13 protein-coding genes are annotated in these 14,204 nt (G+C 72.2%); 7 read left to right on the forward strand and 6 right to left on the reverse strand.

The genetic code is table 11. From position 1 onward, the window contains the following. Positions 1–307: 307 nt before the first annotated feature. Positions 308–2,119 (reverse strand): IlvD/Edd family dehydratase, encoded by a 1,812-nt coding sequence (locus MFF61_RS10850; RefSeq protein ID WP_238235123.1) that lies wholly within the window; start codon positions 2,117–2,119, stop codon positions 308–310. Between the two features lie 188 nt (positions 2,120–2,307). Here MFF61_RS10850 and MFF61_RS10855 point away from each other — a divergent pair, with 188 nt between their 5' ends. Genes MFF61_RS10855 through MFF61_RS10865 form a run of 3 tightly spaced genes read left to right on the forward strand, consistent with a single transcriptional unit; the run spans position 2,308 to position 4,308 of the window. Beyond that, a complete protein-coding gene (locus MFF61_RS10855) occupies positions 2,308–2,514 on the forward strand; it encodes a hypothetical protein (RefSeq protein WP_238235124.1) in 207 nt (68 codons plus the stop codon). Between the two features lie 11 nt (positions 2,515–2,525). Beyond that, the gene (locus tag MFF61_RS10860) at positions 2,526–3,704 is read left to right on the forward strand and encodes a pyridoxal phosphate-dependent aminotransferase (RefSeq protein WP_238235125.1); all 1,179 of its coding nucleotides are present in this window, start codon (positions 2,526–2,528) and stop codon (positions 3,702–3,704) included. A 34-nt stretch (positions 3,705–3,738) separates the two neighbouring features. After that, positions 3,739–4,308 carry a sugar O-acetyltransferase gene (locus MFF61_RS10865; protein WP_238235126.1) on the forward strand — a complete coding sequence of 190 codons (570 nt, stop codon included), beginning with the start codon at positions 3,739–3,741 and terminating at the stop codon, positions 4,306–4,308. A 169-nt stretch (positions 4,309–4,477) separates the two neighbouring features. On the opposite strand, the gene MFF61_RS10870 is transcribed toward MFF61_RS10865, so the two are convergent. Continuing rightward, complete coding sequence (locus tag MFF61_RS10870) at positions 4,478–5,320, reverse strand: DUF1206 domain-containing protein (RefSeq protein WP_238235127.1); 843 nt, start codon at positions 5,318–5,320, stop codon at positions 4,478–4,480. A 5-nt stretch (positions 5,321–5,325) separates the two neighbouring features. Beyond that, complete coding sequence (locus tag MFF61_RS10875; protein ID WP_238235128.1) at positions 5,326–5,847, reverse strand: DUF533 domain-containing protein; 522 nt, start codon at positions 5,845–5,847, stop codon at positions 5,326–5,328. A 127-nt stretch (positions 5,848–5,974) separates the two neighbouring features. Between MFF61_RS10875 and MFF61_RS10880 the strand changes: the two genes are divergently transcribed. Beyond that, positions 5,975–6,664 carry a phosphatase PAP2 family protein gene (locus MFF61_RS10880; RefSeq protein ID WP_238235129.1) on the forward strand — a complete coding sequence of 230 codons (690 nt, stop codon included), beginning with the start codon at positions 5,975–5,977 and terminating at the stop codon, positions 6,662–6,664. Here the strand turns inward: MFF61_RS10880 and MFF61_RS10885 are convergent. From MFF61_RS10885 to MFF61_RS10895, 3 genes are read right to left on the reverse strand one after another with little or no spacing between them, the layout of a single operon-like run. Further along, the gene (locus MFF61_RS10885) at positions 6,579–9,701 is read right to left on the reverse strand and encodes an efflux RND transporter permease subunit (RefSeq protein ID WP_238235130.1); all 3,123 of its coding nucleotides are present in this window, start codon (positions 9,699–9,701) and stop codon (positions 6,579–6,581) included. The two genes, MFF61_RS10880 and MFF61_RS10885, sit on opposite strands and share 86 nt — an antisense overlap. Positions 9,702–9,758: 57 nt before the next feature. Continuing rightward, positions 9,759–10,976, reverse strand: a complete 1,218-nt coding sequence (locus MFF61_RS10890) for an efflux RND transporter periplasmic adaptor subunit (protein WP_238235131.1) — start codon at positions 10,974–10,976, stop codon at positions 9,759–9,761. Further along, positions 10,976–11,629, reverse strand: coding sequence for a TetR/AcrR family transcriptional regulator (locus MFF61_RS10895; protein WP_238235132.1), 654 nt, complete (start codon positions 11,627–11,629; stop codon positions 10,976–10,978). Before MFF61_RS10895 ends, MFF61_RS10890 begins: the two co-directional genes overlap by 1 nt. A gap of 159 nt (positions 11,630–11,788) precedes the next feature. Here MFF61_RS10895 and MFF61_RS10900 point away from each other — a divergent pair, with 159 nt between their 5' ends. From MFF61_RS10900 to MFF61_RS10910, 3 genes are all read left to right on the forward strand, one after another. Beyond that, complete coding sequence (locus tag MFF61_RS10900; RefSeq protein WP_238235133.1) at positions 11,789–11,962, forward strand: hypothetical protein; 174 nt, start codon at positions 11,789–11,791, stop codon at positions 11,960–11,962. A 221-nt stretch (positions 11,963–12,183) separates the two neighbouring features. After that, complete coding sequence (locus MFF61_RS10905; RefSeq protein WP_238235134.1) at positions 12,184–12,837, forward strand: ABC transporter ATP-binding protein; 654 nt, start codon at positions 12,184–12,186, stop codon at positions 12,835–12,837. A gap of 81 nt (positions 12,838–12,918) precedes the next feature. Then, the gene (locus MFF61_RS10910; RefSeq protein ID WP_238235135.1) at positions 12,919–14,160 is read left to right on the forward strand and encodes a KpsE/RkpR family capsule polysaccharide export protein; all 1,242 of its coding nucleotides are present in this window, start codon (positions 12,919–12,921) and stop codon (positions 14,158–14,160) included. Positions 14,161–14,204: the final 44 nt, after the last annotated feature.

Here is a 14,204-nt window from a genome sequence, read left to right on the forward strand (position 1 = left end):
CGACCTCCGGGGTGATCCGGCGGGAACGGGGGCGTGCGGCAGACCGTCCTTGGCGGGCCGCAGCGGCGGCATCACCTGATAGCCCGAGGGCGTCGCGGTGGTGACGGCCGTGACCGTGATCGTCACGGCCTGCGGTCGCGACCCGAGCAGGCGCAGCCGAGGGGACGCCGTCGCGGGACGGGGCGTCTCGGCGCGCGTGCGTCCGGATCGACGCCGTCCGGCCGCCTGCAGGGGGACGCGCAGCCTCGATCCGCGTGCGCCGAGGCTGCTGCTGGGCGTTCCGGACGCGCTTCCCGGGCGCGCGGTCTCAGTGGTTGTCGCGCGGCGGTCCCATGCTCTGCGCCACCTTCTGGAAGGCATCCGAGCCGCGCAGGATCATGCCCTCGGAGAGCTGCTCCACCATGGCACGCTGGATCGCCTGCCAGGGCGTCTGGCTCGCCGGATACGGGTAGCCGCCACGCGCGCTCAGATCCTCGCGCCGCCGCGCCAGCTCCTCGTCGGAGAGCAGGATGTCCGCCCGCCGCGTGTTGAGGTCGATGCGGATGCGGTCCCCGTTCTGCAGCAGCGCGAGGCCGCCGCCGGCCGCCGCCTCCGGCGAGGCGTTGAGGATCGAGGGCGTGCCCGAGGTGCCCGATTGCCGCCCGTCGCCGATGCAGGGCAGCGAGAGCACGCCGCGCCGGATCAGGGCGCCGGGCGGCTGCATGTTCACCACCTCGGCGGCGCCCGGATAGCCGATCGGCCCCGCTCCGCGCATGATCAGGATGGTGTTCTCGTCGATGTCGAGGGCGGGATCGTCGATGCGGTGGTGGTAATCCTCCGGCCCGTCGAACACCACGACCCGGCCCTCGAAGGCATAGGGGTCGTTCGGGTTCGCCAGGTAGCGGTCGTAGAATTCGCGGCTGATCACGCTGGTCTTCATGATCGCCGAATCGAACAGCGTGCCCTTGAGGTTGAGGAAGCCCGCCCGCTCGCGCAGGGGCTCGGCGTAGGGCTTGATCACCTCGCGGTCCCAGGTCCGCGCCTCGCGGCAATTCTCCCCGATGGTGCGTCCGTTGCAGGTCAGCGCGCCCTCATGGATCTTGCCCGCCTCGATCAGCTCCGCGAGCACCGCCGGCAGGCCGCCCGCGCGGTAGTATTCCTCGCCGAGATACGCCCCGGCCGGCTGCATGTTGACGAGGAGCGGCACGTCGTAGCCGACGCGCTCCCAGTCGTCGCAGGAGAGCGGCACGCCGATCAGCTTGGCGATGGCGTTGATGTGGATCGGCGCGTTGGTCGAGCCGCCGATGGCGGTGTTGGCCACGATGGCGTTCTCGAACGCCTCGCGGGTGAGGATGTCGGAGGGCTTGAGGTCCTCCCAGACCATCTCGACGATGCGCTGGCCGGTGGCGTAGGCGGCCTGCCCGCGCTCGCGGTAGGGGGCGGGGATCGCCGCCGAGCCCGGGAGCGCCATCCCGAGCGCCTCGGCGAGCGCGTTCATGGTCGAGGCGGTGCCCATCGTGTTGCAATGGCCCGTAGAGGGGGCCGAGGAGGCCACGATGTCGAGGAACTGCTGGTAGTCGATGTCGCCCGCCGCGTGGCGCTCGCGCGCCTTCCACACCACGGTGCCCGAGCCGGTGCGCTCGCCGCGGCTCCAGCCGTTCAGCATCGGCCCGACATTGAGGGAGATCGCCGGGATGTTCACGGTCGCGGCCGCCATCAGGCAGGCCGGCATGGTCTTGTCGCAGCCGGTGAGCAGCACCACGCCGTCGAGGGGGTAGCCGTACAGCACCTCCACCAGCGACAGGTAGGCGAGGTTGCGGTCGAGCGCCGCGGTCGGGCGCTTGCCCGTCTCCTGGATCGGGTGGCAGGGGAACTCGAAGGCGACGCCGCCCGCCGCCGTGATGCCCTCGCGCACGCGCTTGGCCAGCTCCATGTGGTGGCGGTTGCACGGCGAGAGATCGGAGCCGGTCTGGGCGATGCCGATCAGGGGCTTGCCCCCCTGCAGCTCCGCCAGGGTCAGGCCGTAGTTCAGGTAGCGCTCGAGGTAGAGCGCGGTCATGCCCGGGTTGTCGGGGTTGTCGAACCACAGGCGCGACCGCAGGCGGCTCGAGTCGATCCGGGGGCGAGGCGTCGAGGCCATGCGGGGTTCCTTCCCTGTCATCGTTCCAGACCATTGCACACGGGCGCGGCGCGAAGGCAACAGCGGTGCGCCGACCGCCGGCCCGGTCCGCGCGCGTCGTCGCAGGACCAAAGAATCGTGTCCACGGGTGTCCCCTCCCCGGCGCGAGGGTGCTATGAGGCCCGCGCTACCATCCCGAAAGGCCGTCCATGAGCGAGAAGACCACGAACCCGCTGCTCCCGATCGCCATCGTCGTGTCGCTGCCCGTGCTGGCCTGCCTCGTCCTGATGCTGACGGATCAGGGCATCGAGCGGGCGCTGCTCTGGTCGGCGATCAAGATCGGCCTCGTGCTCATCGTGATCGGCGGCGCGCTCTCGTTCGCGGCGAGCCGGCTCGCGGAGAAGAGCGGGCGCTAGAGCCCGCGGCGATGCCCGCCCTCGTCCCCGCCTTCGCGCGCATCGGCGAAGAGAACGCCTTCGCGGTGCTGGCCCGCGCCACCGCCCTGGCGCAGGCCGGCCGCGACGTCATCAATCTCGGCATCGGCCAGCCCGACATGCCGACGCCGCCCCACGTGGTGGAGGCGGCGGTCAAGGCCCTGCGCGACGGCCATCACGGCTACACGCCCGCCACCGGCATCCTGCCGCTGCGCGAGGCGGTCTCGCGCGACATCCTGCGCCGCCTCGACGTCGCGGTCTCGCCCGAGAGCGTCATGATCGTGCCCGGCGGCAAGGTCACGATGTTCATGGCGATCCTGATGTTCGGCGAGCCGGGGGCGGAGATCCTCTACCCGGACCCGGGTTTCCCGATCTACCGCTCGATGATCGAGTTCACGGGCGCGACCCCGGTGCCGATCCCGATCCGCGAGCGGAACGGCTTCGCCTTCTCGGCCGAGGAGACCCTCGGCCTGATCACCCCGCGCACGCGCCTGGTGATCCTGAACTCGCCCGCGAACCCGACCGGCGGCGTGACGCCGAAGGCCGAGATCGACCGGCTGGTGGCGGGCCTCGCCGGGCACCCGCAGGTCGCGGTGCTGTCGGACGAGATCTACGGCACCATGACGTATGACGGCGAGCGCCACCACACGCTGCTCGCCTATCCGGAGATCCGCGACCGGCTGATCTATCTCGACGGCGCCTCCAAGACCTACGCGATGACCGGCTGGCGCCTCGGCTGGTCTGTCTGGCCGGCGCCCCTGTACGAGGCGGCGCGCAAGCTCGCGGTGAACTCGTTCTCCTGCGTCAACGCCGCGACGCAATGGGCCGGGATCAGTGCGCTCGATGGCCCGCAGGACGCCGTCGCCGCGATGATGGCCGAGTTCGACCGCCGCCGCCTGCTGGTGGTCGAGGGGCTCAACCGGCTGCCGGGGGTGTCCTGCATCACCCCGAAGGGCGCCTTCTACGCCTTCCCCAACATCGCCGGCACCGGCTGGAAGGCCAAGGCGCTCGCCTCCGCGCTCCTCGAAGAGGCCGGCATCGCCACCATCGGCGGCCCCGATTTCGGCGTGCACGGCGAGGGCTATCTGCGCCTCTCCTATGCCAACTCCGCCGAGAACATCGCCCGGGCGCTGGAGCGGATGGGCGCCTTCCTGGCGGAACGGCGGGCCTGAGCGGGCGCTCCGGTCGCCGTCCGCGGGAGACGACATGACGCGATCCGAGAAGGACAAGATGCTGGCGGGCGAACTCTACCGCCCTGAAGGCCCGGAGATCCTGGCCGACGTGGCGCGGACGGCCGAATGGCTCGCCCGCTACAACGCCCCGGGCGTGATGGACCCTGCGGCGCGGCACGCGCTGCTGCGCGCGTTCCTGGCCGAGGCCGGTCCCGACACGGTGGTGCGCCCGCCCTTCTACTGCGACCTCGGCTACAACATCCGTCTCGGGCGCAACGTCTTCCTGAACTACAACTGCACCATCCTCGACATCATGCCGGTGGAGATCGGCGACTTCACCCTGATCGGGCCGGGGGTGCAGATCCTGGCGGCGGACCACCCGCGCGACCCGGCGCAGCGCCGGGCGCTGCTCGAATTCGGCCGTCCGGTGCGCATCGGCGCCAATTGCTGGATCGGCGCCGGCGCCCTGGTGCTGCCGGGCGTCACGGTGGGGGACGACGCGATCATCGGGGCGGGCAGCGTCGTCACCCGCGACGTGCCGCCGGGCGCCACCGTGGCGGGCAACCCAGCCCGGCCGGTGCGGCGCACCGCGCCGGCCGGCTGACGCCATCGCCCCAGGATGCTGACGCATCGATCTCGATCCCGGGCAAGCCCGGGATCGACGGGGCCGATGACCCATCTCGACGTGTCGATGCCAAGCCAGAGGCTGGGCGACACGTCGAGAACGGAACCGACGGTCGCTTTCAACGACCGTTGGCATAGGCGGGCGCGGCTCAGCGCCCGAGCCCGACCCGGCGCGCGGCCGCAGCGGGATCGAGATCGGGCGGATCGATGCGGCGGTAGCGCGCCTGGACGAGGCCGAAGGCCCCGAACGCCGCAAGGCCCGCCGCCGTCAGGCCGAGGAGCGCGGCGCCGTAAGGCTGGTCGCGCAGGGTCCTGAGCGCTCCGCCGAGGCCCTGGACGGCGCTCGACCGGCTCTCGATCGCGGCCACGATCAGGAAGCCGCCGATGAGCCAGAACACGATGCCCCGCGCCGCGTAGCCGAAGCGGCCCGCGCGCGTCGCCCAGGGCCGGGCATCCACCGGCAGGGCGAGGAAGCGCGTGACGTCGCCGCGCCAGGCCTTGAGCAGGAAGGCGCCGCCGGCCGCGATCACCACGGCGCCCACGCCCCCGACGAGCCACGCGCCGAGCGGCTGCTGCAGCAGCCACGCGGTCCAGTCGCGCGCCGCCTGATCCTCCGCTCCGCCGCCGCCGCGGCCGAGCGCGGTCGCCGCCACCGAGACCGCGAGCGAGCCGTAGAGGCCGCCGCTGACGAGATGGCCGGCCCGCACCGCGAGCCCCTTCGCCGAGCGGCCGCGCCGGTCGGCATCCGTCACCGCCTCGACCACGCGCCAGAGCGCGAAGCTGGCGAGCCCCGCCGCCACGGCCCCGAGCAGGACGCGGCCGAAGGGCTGGCCGAGGAGCGTCGCGAGCGCGCTGCGGCTGCCGCCGGTCCGCCCGCCCTCCCCGATCGCCGCCAGGACCGCCAAGCCGCCGACGAGGCAATAGGTGAGCCCGCGGGCGCCGTAGCCCGCCCGCGCCAGGAGTTCGAGCAGGGAGGGCCGGGCATCCCGCATGGCGCTCAGGCTCCGGCTTCCGCCTCGACCCGCGCCACGACCTCCGCGTCGAGGTCGAGGGCTTCGGCGAGTTGGGCGAGGAAGGTGCGCTCCTGCACGGTGTCGGGGTCGATGGCGAGGCGCGCCGCCGCGTAGACCCGGGCCGCCGCGTCCGGGTCCGCCACCCGGTCGGCGATCTCGTCCACGGCCGGCGGGTCGGCAAACAGCCGGTCGAGGTCGCGGCGGCCCGCCGCGTCGAGGCCGGCCTCGTCGATCGCCGCATCGAGCCGGGCGCGCTCCTGCGTGTCGATCATCCCGTCCGCCAGCGTCGCCGCCACCATGGCCCGCAGGTACAGGTCCGCATCGTCGTCGCTGACATCCTCGGCCGAGAGGGCGCGCCGGGCGGCGGCCGGTGCGCCGTCGCGCGCCAGGGCGCGGTAGCCGAGCCCGGCGATGAGGGCGAGGCCGCCGAGCGCCGCCAGACCGCCCGCGAGGCCACCTCTGCGGGAGCGGACCAGGGCATCAACCAGTCGCTTCGTGTCGGCCATGGCGGATACTCCCACATTGCATGGTGTCGCGCTCGTCAACGGCCGAGCCCCGCGGCGGTTTCTGAGCAATGCGCGCGACGAACGCAGGGCCGGCGGGCACGATCGGCCAAGCTCCGCGTTGACGGCCATGCTGATCCTCAGACTCGCGATCGACGACGGACGCAGCGTCGAGCTGGAAGTGGCGTCCGCGGTCGAGGCGGCGGACATCGCGCTCGCGGTCGCCCTCGCGCGCGGCCGGGATGAGCCCCTGATGCGGGCTCTCGCCCGGACGAGCGAGGCGGGAAGCCAGCAGGCGCTGCTCGCGCTCTGCGGCGGCCTCCTCGCCTACGGCCTGCTCGCCGGACACAGCCCGGCCCTGCGCGCGGGCGGGCGGGCGCTCGCCGCCCATCTCGCGGCGAGCGCCGTCAAGACCACGCTGAAGCGCCTCCTCGTGCGCACGCGGCCGAACGAGATGCTGGAGACGGGCCGCTACGCCTTCCGGCGCGGGCGGCCGGATCGCGGGCCGCTGCAATCCTTCCCGTCCGGCCACGCCGCCGTGAGCGTCGCGGTGGCGCGCTCGCTCGCCCGCTCCTGCCCGGAGCTGCGAGCACCCGCCCTCGCTGCCGCCGCCGCCGTGACGCTGATCCAGGTGCCGCGGGGCGCCCACTACCCGGCGGATGCCGCGGCGGGCGCGGCGATCGGCGTGGCCGCCGAGTGGCTGGCCGCGCGGGTGGCCGACCGGCTGGCCGGCCCTACTCCGCCGCCATCGGCGGCGCATGAGCCCGAGGCTGATGGGCCTGAGGCTGATGCGAGGGAGGCTCGTCCACCGCCCCGATGAAGCGCCCGAACAGGCGGCCGAAGAGCCGCGAGAGATCGTCCATCAGCACGAAGATCGCCGGCACGAACAGCAGCGACAGCAGCGTCGAGACGAGGAGCCCCGAGATCACCGCGATCGCCATCGGCGAGCGGAACTCGCCGCCGATGCCGAGCGCCATCGCGGAGGGCACCATGCCGGCCGCCATCGCGATGGTCGTCATGACGATCGGCCGCGCGCGCTTGCGGCCGGCCTCCGTGATGGCGGTGATGCGGTCGACGCCGCGGGCCATCTCCTCGACGGCGAAATCCACCAGCATGATGGCGTTCTTGGTCACCACGCCCATCAGCATCAGGATGCCGATGACGACCGGCATCGAGATCGGCCGGTTGAAGATCAGGAGGCCGAGGATCGCCCCGCCGATCGACAGCGGCAGCGAGAACAGGATGGTGAGCGGCTGCAGGAACGAGCCGAACAGCAGGATCAGCACGCCGAGCACCATCATCAGGCCGGCGCCCATGGCGAGCGCGAAGCCCTCGAACACCTCGCCCATCACCTCCGCGTCGCCGGTCTGGCGGATCTCGACCCCGGGCGGCAGGTTCTTGGCCGCCGGCACGCTCATCGCCTGGGCGAGGGCGGCGGCGAGGGCGTCCGAGCCCTGGAGGTTCGCCTCCAGCGCCACGCGCACCGCGCGGTCGTAGCGGTCGATCGCGGTCGGCCCGCGGCCCAGTGTGATGTCGGCCACCGCCGTCAGCGGCACCGCGCCGCCGTTCTTGGTCGGGACCTTGAGGGCTTCGAGGGTGTCGAGGTCGCCGCGGGTCTCGATCGGCAGCTGGACGCGGATCGGGATCTGCCGATCGGTGGCGTTGAACTTGGCGAGGTTGGCGCCGATGTCGCCGATGGTGCCGACCCGCACCGTCTCGGCGATGGTGTCGGTGGACACGCCGAGATCGGCCGCGACCGCCGGCTTGGGGCGGATGCGCACCTCGGTGCGGTCGAGCGGCGCGGTCGACATCACGTTGACGAGGTTCGGGATCTGGGCGACCTCGCGCTGCATCCGCTCGGCCGTGTCCTTCACCACTGCCGTGTCGGGGCCGGCGACGATCAGCGCGAAGTCGCGCTGGCCGCCCTCGCGCAGGGACCAGTAGCGGATGTCGGGCTCCTCGCGCAGGAGGCTCATGATCGCCGCCTCCACATCGGCCTGCTTGCGCGCGCGGTCCTTCTTGGGCGTCAGGTTGATGGTCAGGGTGGCCAGCCGGATCTCCTTCTTGCCCGGCAGCTGGCGCCCGCCGTCCACGAAGACGGAGCGCACCTCGGGCAGGCCGCGGATGCGGTCGGCCACCCGGTCGGTGACCGCGATCGTGTCGTCCAGCCGGGCGCCCGGCGGCAGTTCCACGACGAGGAGGGTGCGCGCCGCGTCCTCCTTGGGGATGAATCCGGCGGGCAGGAGCTGCGTGGAGGCGATCGAGCCCGCGAACAGCCCGAGGCCGGCGACCAGCGTGATGTACTTGTGGCGCACCGACCACGCGACGACGCGGCCGTAGAGGCGCATGACCGGCCCCTCGCGCTCCTCGGCATGGCCGTGGTCGCGCATGAAGTAGGCGGCCATCATCGGGGTGATCAGGCGCGCGACGAGCAGCGACATGAACACCGCCGCCGCGATGGTGAGGCCGAACTGCTTGAAGTACTGGCCGGCGATGCCGCCCATGAAGCTCACCGGCGCGAAGATCGCGATCAGGGTCGCCGTGATGGCGATGACCGCGAGCCCGATCTCGTCGGCGCCCTCGATCGCGGCGCGATAGGGCGACTTGCCGAGCCGGATGTGCCGGACGATGTTCTCGATCTCCACGATCGCATCGTCGACCAGGATGCCGGTGACGAGGGTGATGGCCAAGAGGCTCACCGCGTTGAGGGAGAAGCCCATCGCGCTCATCGCCCAGAAGGTCGGCAGCACCGAGAGCGGCAGCGCCACCGAGGCGATCAGCGTCGCCCGCCAGTCGCGCAGGAACAGCAGCACCACCAGCACCGCGAGCGCCGCCCCTTCGAGCAGGCCCAGCATCGCCGAGTGGTAGTTGCCGATCGCGTTGGTGACGGAGGTGTCGATCAGGTCGAAGCGCACCTCCGGGTAGGCCCGGCGCAGCTCCTCGATCTTCCTCGCCACCACCTCGGCCACCGAGGCATCGCTCGCCCCGTTGGCGCGCGAGATCGCGAAGGCCACCACCGGCTCGCCGTTGAAGCGCGCGAAGGTGCGCGGCTCCTCGGCCCCGTCGCTGAGGGTGGCGAGTTCGTCGAGCCGCACCTTGCGGCCCCCCGGCAGCACGATCGAGGTGGCAGCCAGCGTGTCGAGGCTCGCCGAGGCCGCCAGCGTGCGGATCGACTGCTCCTGCCCGCCGATCTCGGCCCGGCCGCCCGCCATGTCGGCGGAGGTCAGGCGCAGCTGCCGGTTCACGTCGGCGGCGGTGATGCCGAGCGAGAGCAGCCTGTCGGGCTTGAGGGTGACCCGCACCTCGCGGGCGACGCCGCCCAGGCGCTCCACTCCGCCGACGCCGCGCAGGCCCTGGATCTGGCGCGCCACCACGTCGTCCACGAACCAGGACAGGTCCTCGGGCGTCATCGCGGGCGCCGAGGCGCCGTAGACCATGATCGGCAGGCCGACGATCTCGACGCGGTTGATGATCGGCTCGTCGATCGTCCGCGGCAGGTTCATGCGGATCTTGGCGATCGCGTCCTTGACGTCGTTGACGGCCCGGTCGGTGTTGACCTCCAGGCGGAACTCGATCGTCGTCGCCGAGGTGCCCTCGGTGATCGAGGAGGTGATGTGCTTGACGCCCTTCACCCCCGCCACCGCGTCCTCGACCCACTTCGTCACCTGGGTCTGGAGTTCGGAGGGGGCGGCGCCGGGCTGCGTCACCGTGACGGCGACGATCGGCACGTCGATGTTGGGGAAGCGGGTGATCGGCAGGGCGCGGAAGCTGACGAGCCCGAGCAGCCCCAGCACGAGGAAGAGCACGATCGAGGGGATCGGCTTGCGGATCGCCCAGGCGGAGACGTTGAGGCGCATCGTCGGGTGTCCTCGGGCGGCGGCGCAGGGTCAGTGGGCGCCGCCTCTCAGGGAGCGTCAGGGTCGGGCGGCGGCGTCGGCGGTCGCGGGCTGCGCGGGAAAGATCGGCCGCACGCGGTCGCCGTCGCGCAGGAAGCTGCCGGCGCGGGCCACCACCGCGTCGCCGGCCTTCACGCCGTCGCGGATCTCGATCAGGCCCCCGGCCGACAGGCCGGTGCGGATGCTGCGCGCCTCGACCCGGTCGCCCGTCACCACGAGCGCGGTGGCGCCGCCGGTGCCGTAGATCACCGAGGCGATCGGCACCGCGACGCCGGTGCGCCGGGCCACCTCGACGCTGCCGCGCGCGAAGGCGCCGATGCGCAGCCGCGGGTCGGGCTCCAGCCGGATGCGCACCTTGCCGAGCCGCGTCGCGCGGTCGATCTCGGGATAGACCGCACGCACGCGCCCCTGGACCGCCACCGGCCCCTCCGGCGTGTCGAGGTCGAGCCGGGCGGGCGCGCCCGCCTTGAGGCGCGGCATGCCGGTCTCGGTGACCTCGCCCTCCAGCTCGATCTCCCCGCGGGCGATCAGGCGGAAGAGCGGCTCGCCCGACCCGCTCGCGGTGGAGCCCACCCGCGCCGTGCGCCGGCTGACGATGCCGCCCTCGGGGGCGCGGATCTCGGTGCGGGCGAGCTTCAGGTCGAGCTCCCGGCGCAGCGCCCGCGCCTGCGTGAGTTCGGCCTCGGCGATCGACAGGCCGTTGCGGGCGGCGGCGAGCCTGCCGTCCGCCGAGCGGGCGGCGGCGGTGCGCTGCTCCAGCACCGCCTCGGTGGCGTTGCCGCTCTTCATCAGCGTGCGGGTGCGCTCCAGCGCCAGGGAGGCCTCGACCTGCGCGGCCTCGGCCTGGATGATGGTGCTCTGCGCCTGAGCCACCGCGCCCTCGGCCTTGGCGATGGCGGCGGCGTTCTGGGCGAGCTGGGCGTCGAGCATCTCGCGCGAGAGCCGGGCGAGCACGTCGCCCTGGGCGACCCGGTCGCCCTCCTCGACCAGAAGTTCGGTGATGCGGTAGCCGTCGATCTCGGGCGAGACCAGGATCTCGTCGCGCGGCACCAGCGTGCCGGTGACCACCGTGCGCTCGACGATCTCGCGCTCGGCCGCGACCGCGACGGTGACGGCCGGCACCGGCAGCTCGCTCCCGGCCGCGCGCGCCGGCAGGGCGGGCGCCGCGAGGGCGACGGCCAGGAGGGCCGCCACCGGCGCGGCGTGGACCCCGACGGGGAGACGGAGGCGAGGCATCACGGGCTGTCCTGAATGGATGCGGGGCTCTCGCCCCGGGTCGGATCGAATCGCCCGGCGCGCGCGGCTTCCACGAGCCTGAGCATGACGTCGAGAATGGGGCCGGGATCGAAGTCGGGCAGGAGCGCGCGGCGGGCCAGCATGCCGTCGGCCAGGACCATGATGAGCAGGGTCAGCGCCTCGGCGTCGGCGCCCTTCTCCTCGACGCCGGCCTGGCGCAGGATGCCGGTGATGCGCTGGCGCATCTCCTGCTCGAAATCGCGGCAGATGGCCGACATGGCCGGGTTGCGGGTCGCCTCCGCCCACATCTCGACGCAGAGCACCGCCTTCTCCACCGGCTCGTCCACGAGGTGCTGGCGGGCGAGCCCGAAGAAGGCCTGGAGCAGGTCCGGCCCGGTCGGCAGCGCCCCGAACCCCTCCTGGACCATGCCGCGGTCGCGCTCGGCGAGGCCGGCCACGATGGCGTCCTTGGACGGGAAGTAGCGGTAGAGGTTGCCGGGGCTCATGGCCGCCTCGGCCGCGACGTCCTGCATGGTGGTGCGGTGGAACCCGCTGCGCACGAAGCAGCGCTCCGCCGCATCGAGGATGCGGATGCGCCGCTCCCCGGCAGGGTCGTGAGGCTCTCGGGCGGGCAGGCTCGACACGGCGGTCACGGTTGCGTCAGGCTTGAGAATGAACGTTCATTCTCTATCCCGAAACGGGGCTGTGCACAAGGGCGCGGCGGCGGGGCGCCGCGGCCGGTCGCGCGCAACCGTCGCGGGACGATCCGCGTTGTGCAGACGACACATCGGGCGTGACGAGGGAGGCGCACCGTGACCATCTTCCAGATCAAGCAAGCTGCGACCGGCGCCGTGCTCTGGACGGGCGGCGCGGCAGACGAGCAGCAGGCTCTCGACGCGATGGCGCGCGAGGCCGGCTACGCCGATTTCGCGGCGCTCCCCGAATCCCTGCGGGGCGCCACCGTCGACCGCCTCAATCTCGGCTGATCGTCCGCCCGGTCCAGGAGCGCGGGCGGGGGGCGTGGCGGCCGGGACACGCTGTGGCGCGGGCTGCGCGACGGTGCGGCAATCTTCTCAGATTCGCCGTTTTCGCCCCCTAGGCGCCGGGTGAAGGCGGAGTTCCGGGCGCCGTGGCCGGCAGGTGGTCAACCTCCGGGTGCGGCCGTGGGCTCGTCCTTCGTGCCTGCCGCGCGCCGCCCACGGACCCCATGATCCGCTTCGATACCGTCACGAAGATCTACAAGACCAACGGGCACCGCCGCACCGTCCTCGACCGCGCCTCGATCACCATGCGGTCCGGGGTGAATTACGGCATCCTCGGCATCAACGGTGCCGGCAAGTCCACGATGATCCGGATGATGGCCGGATCGGAGAGCGCGACCCGCGGCCACATCCTGCGCACGAGCCGCGTGTCCTGGCCGCTCGGCTTCTCGGGCGGCTTCCACCCGTTGATGACCGGCAAGGAGAACGCGATCTTCGTCGCCCGAGTCTACGGGGAGGATCCGCGCAAGGTGCTCGACTTCGTCGCCGACTTCTCGGAAATCGGCGACTACATCAACGTGCCGATCCGCACCTATTCGTCGGGGATGAGCTCGCGGTTCAACTTCGGCATGAGCATGGCGATCCCGTTCGACACCTATCTGATCGACGAAGTGACCGCGGTCGGCGACGCGCGCTTCCAGCAGCGCTGCGAGGAGGTGTGGAGCACCCGCCGGGCGAATGCCGACATCATCATCTGCTCCCACAGCATGGAGACCCTGCGCTCCTACGCCACGGAGGGCATCGTGCTGGCGAACGGCCGGGCCGTGATCTATCCCGACATCAACGACGCCATCGAAGTGTATCAGCGCCTGAACCAGTGAGACGGCGCTTCGCCCTCTGCCTGCCGCCGCCGGTGGCACTGACCCCCCGGCCACTGCCGAACCGAACCGGAACCCGCCTGCATGACGGTCGATGCCCGCAACCCGCAAGGCCAGCCGCTCACCCCCTCCGAGCGCTCGCGCATGATCTCGGAGTCGCTGCGGCAGATGGCCCGCGTGTCGCGCTACAACGATCCGCGCCAGCAGATCCGGGGCGTGCGGGCGCACCGGCGCCGCGACATCATCACGCCGCTCCTGTTCGTCGGCCTGTTCCTGCTGCCCTCCCTCATCGGAGCGCTGGTCTTCGGCCTCTACCTGTCCGACCGCTTCGTCACCGAGGCGCAGTTCGCGATCCGGCCGGCCATCGGCAGCGCGGACAAGTCCCTGCGCGACGGTGTCGGCACCTCCTCGGGCGTGCCCAAGGAGATGATCACCCAGGACACGCTCATCGTCGCGGAGTACATCCGCAGCCGCCCGATGGTGGAGGCGATCGAGCGGCAGCTGCCGCTGCGGGAGATGTTCTCGCGCGACTCGATCGACTACTTCTCGCGCTTCGACCGCGAGAAGCCGATCGAGAAGCTGGTGCGGTACTGGAACAACCGGGTCTCGGCCAAGCTCGAGGGAACCTCCGGCATCGTCTTGGTGACGGTCAACACCTTCGACGCCCAGGACGCGCTCGCAATCATGCAGGCAATCCTGTCCGAGAGCGAGCGCATGGTGAACGATCTGACGGCGCGCGCCCGCCGCGACGCGCTCGCCGAGAGCGAGCGCGAGATGCAGCGGGCCGAGGAGCGGCTCTCCGCCCTCCAGGTGGCGGTGCGCGACCTGCGCAACCGCGACGGGGTGCTCGACGCGCAGAAGACCAACGAGGCCAACGTGAGGATGGTCGCGGAGGTGCGCGCCCAGCGGATCAACCTCGCGGTGAAGCTCGCGCTGCTGCAGCGCGACCTGCGCGAGGACACGCGCAGCATCCAGGATCTGAAGGCCCAGATCGCGCAGCTCGACGCCACCATCGCCCGGGTGGAGCGGGAGGCGACGACGCAGGATCCCGACCAGCGCCGGGTGCTCGCCGACGCGCTGAGCCGGTTCGAACAGCTCGACGTCGAGCGCAAGAACGCCCAGACCTTGTACGGGCTCGTCATCTCGGCCCGGGAGCGCGCCCGCATCATCGCCGACCGGCAGATCGAGTTCTTCAGCATGGTGGTGCAGCCGGTGCTGCCCGAATCGGCCGAGCTGCCGCGCCGCCTGCTCTGGACCTGCCTCACGGTAGCGGGTGCGGCGCTCTCCTTCGGCGGTGCCGTGATGCTGCGCAAGTTCATCGCCTGAACGGGCGACCCGGGGAGACAGTCCGGGATCGCCGCGACCGACGG

Origin of the sequence: Methylobacterium isbiliense, assembly GCF_022179325.1 — a bacterium.
Classification (GTDB): domain Bacteria; phylum Pseudomonadota; class Alphaproteobacteria; order Rhizobiales; family Beijerinckiaceae; genus Methylobacterium; species Methylobacterium isbiliense.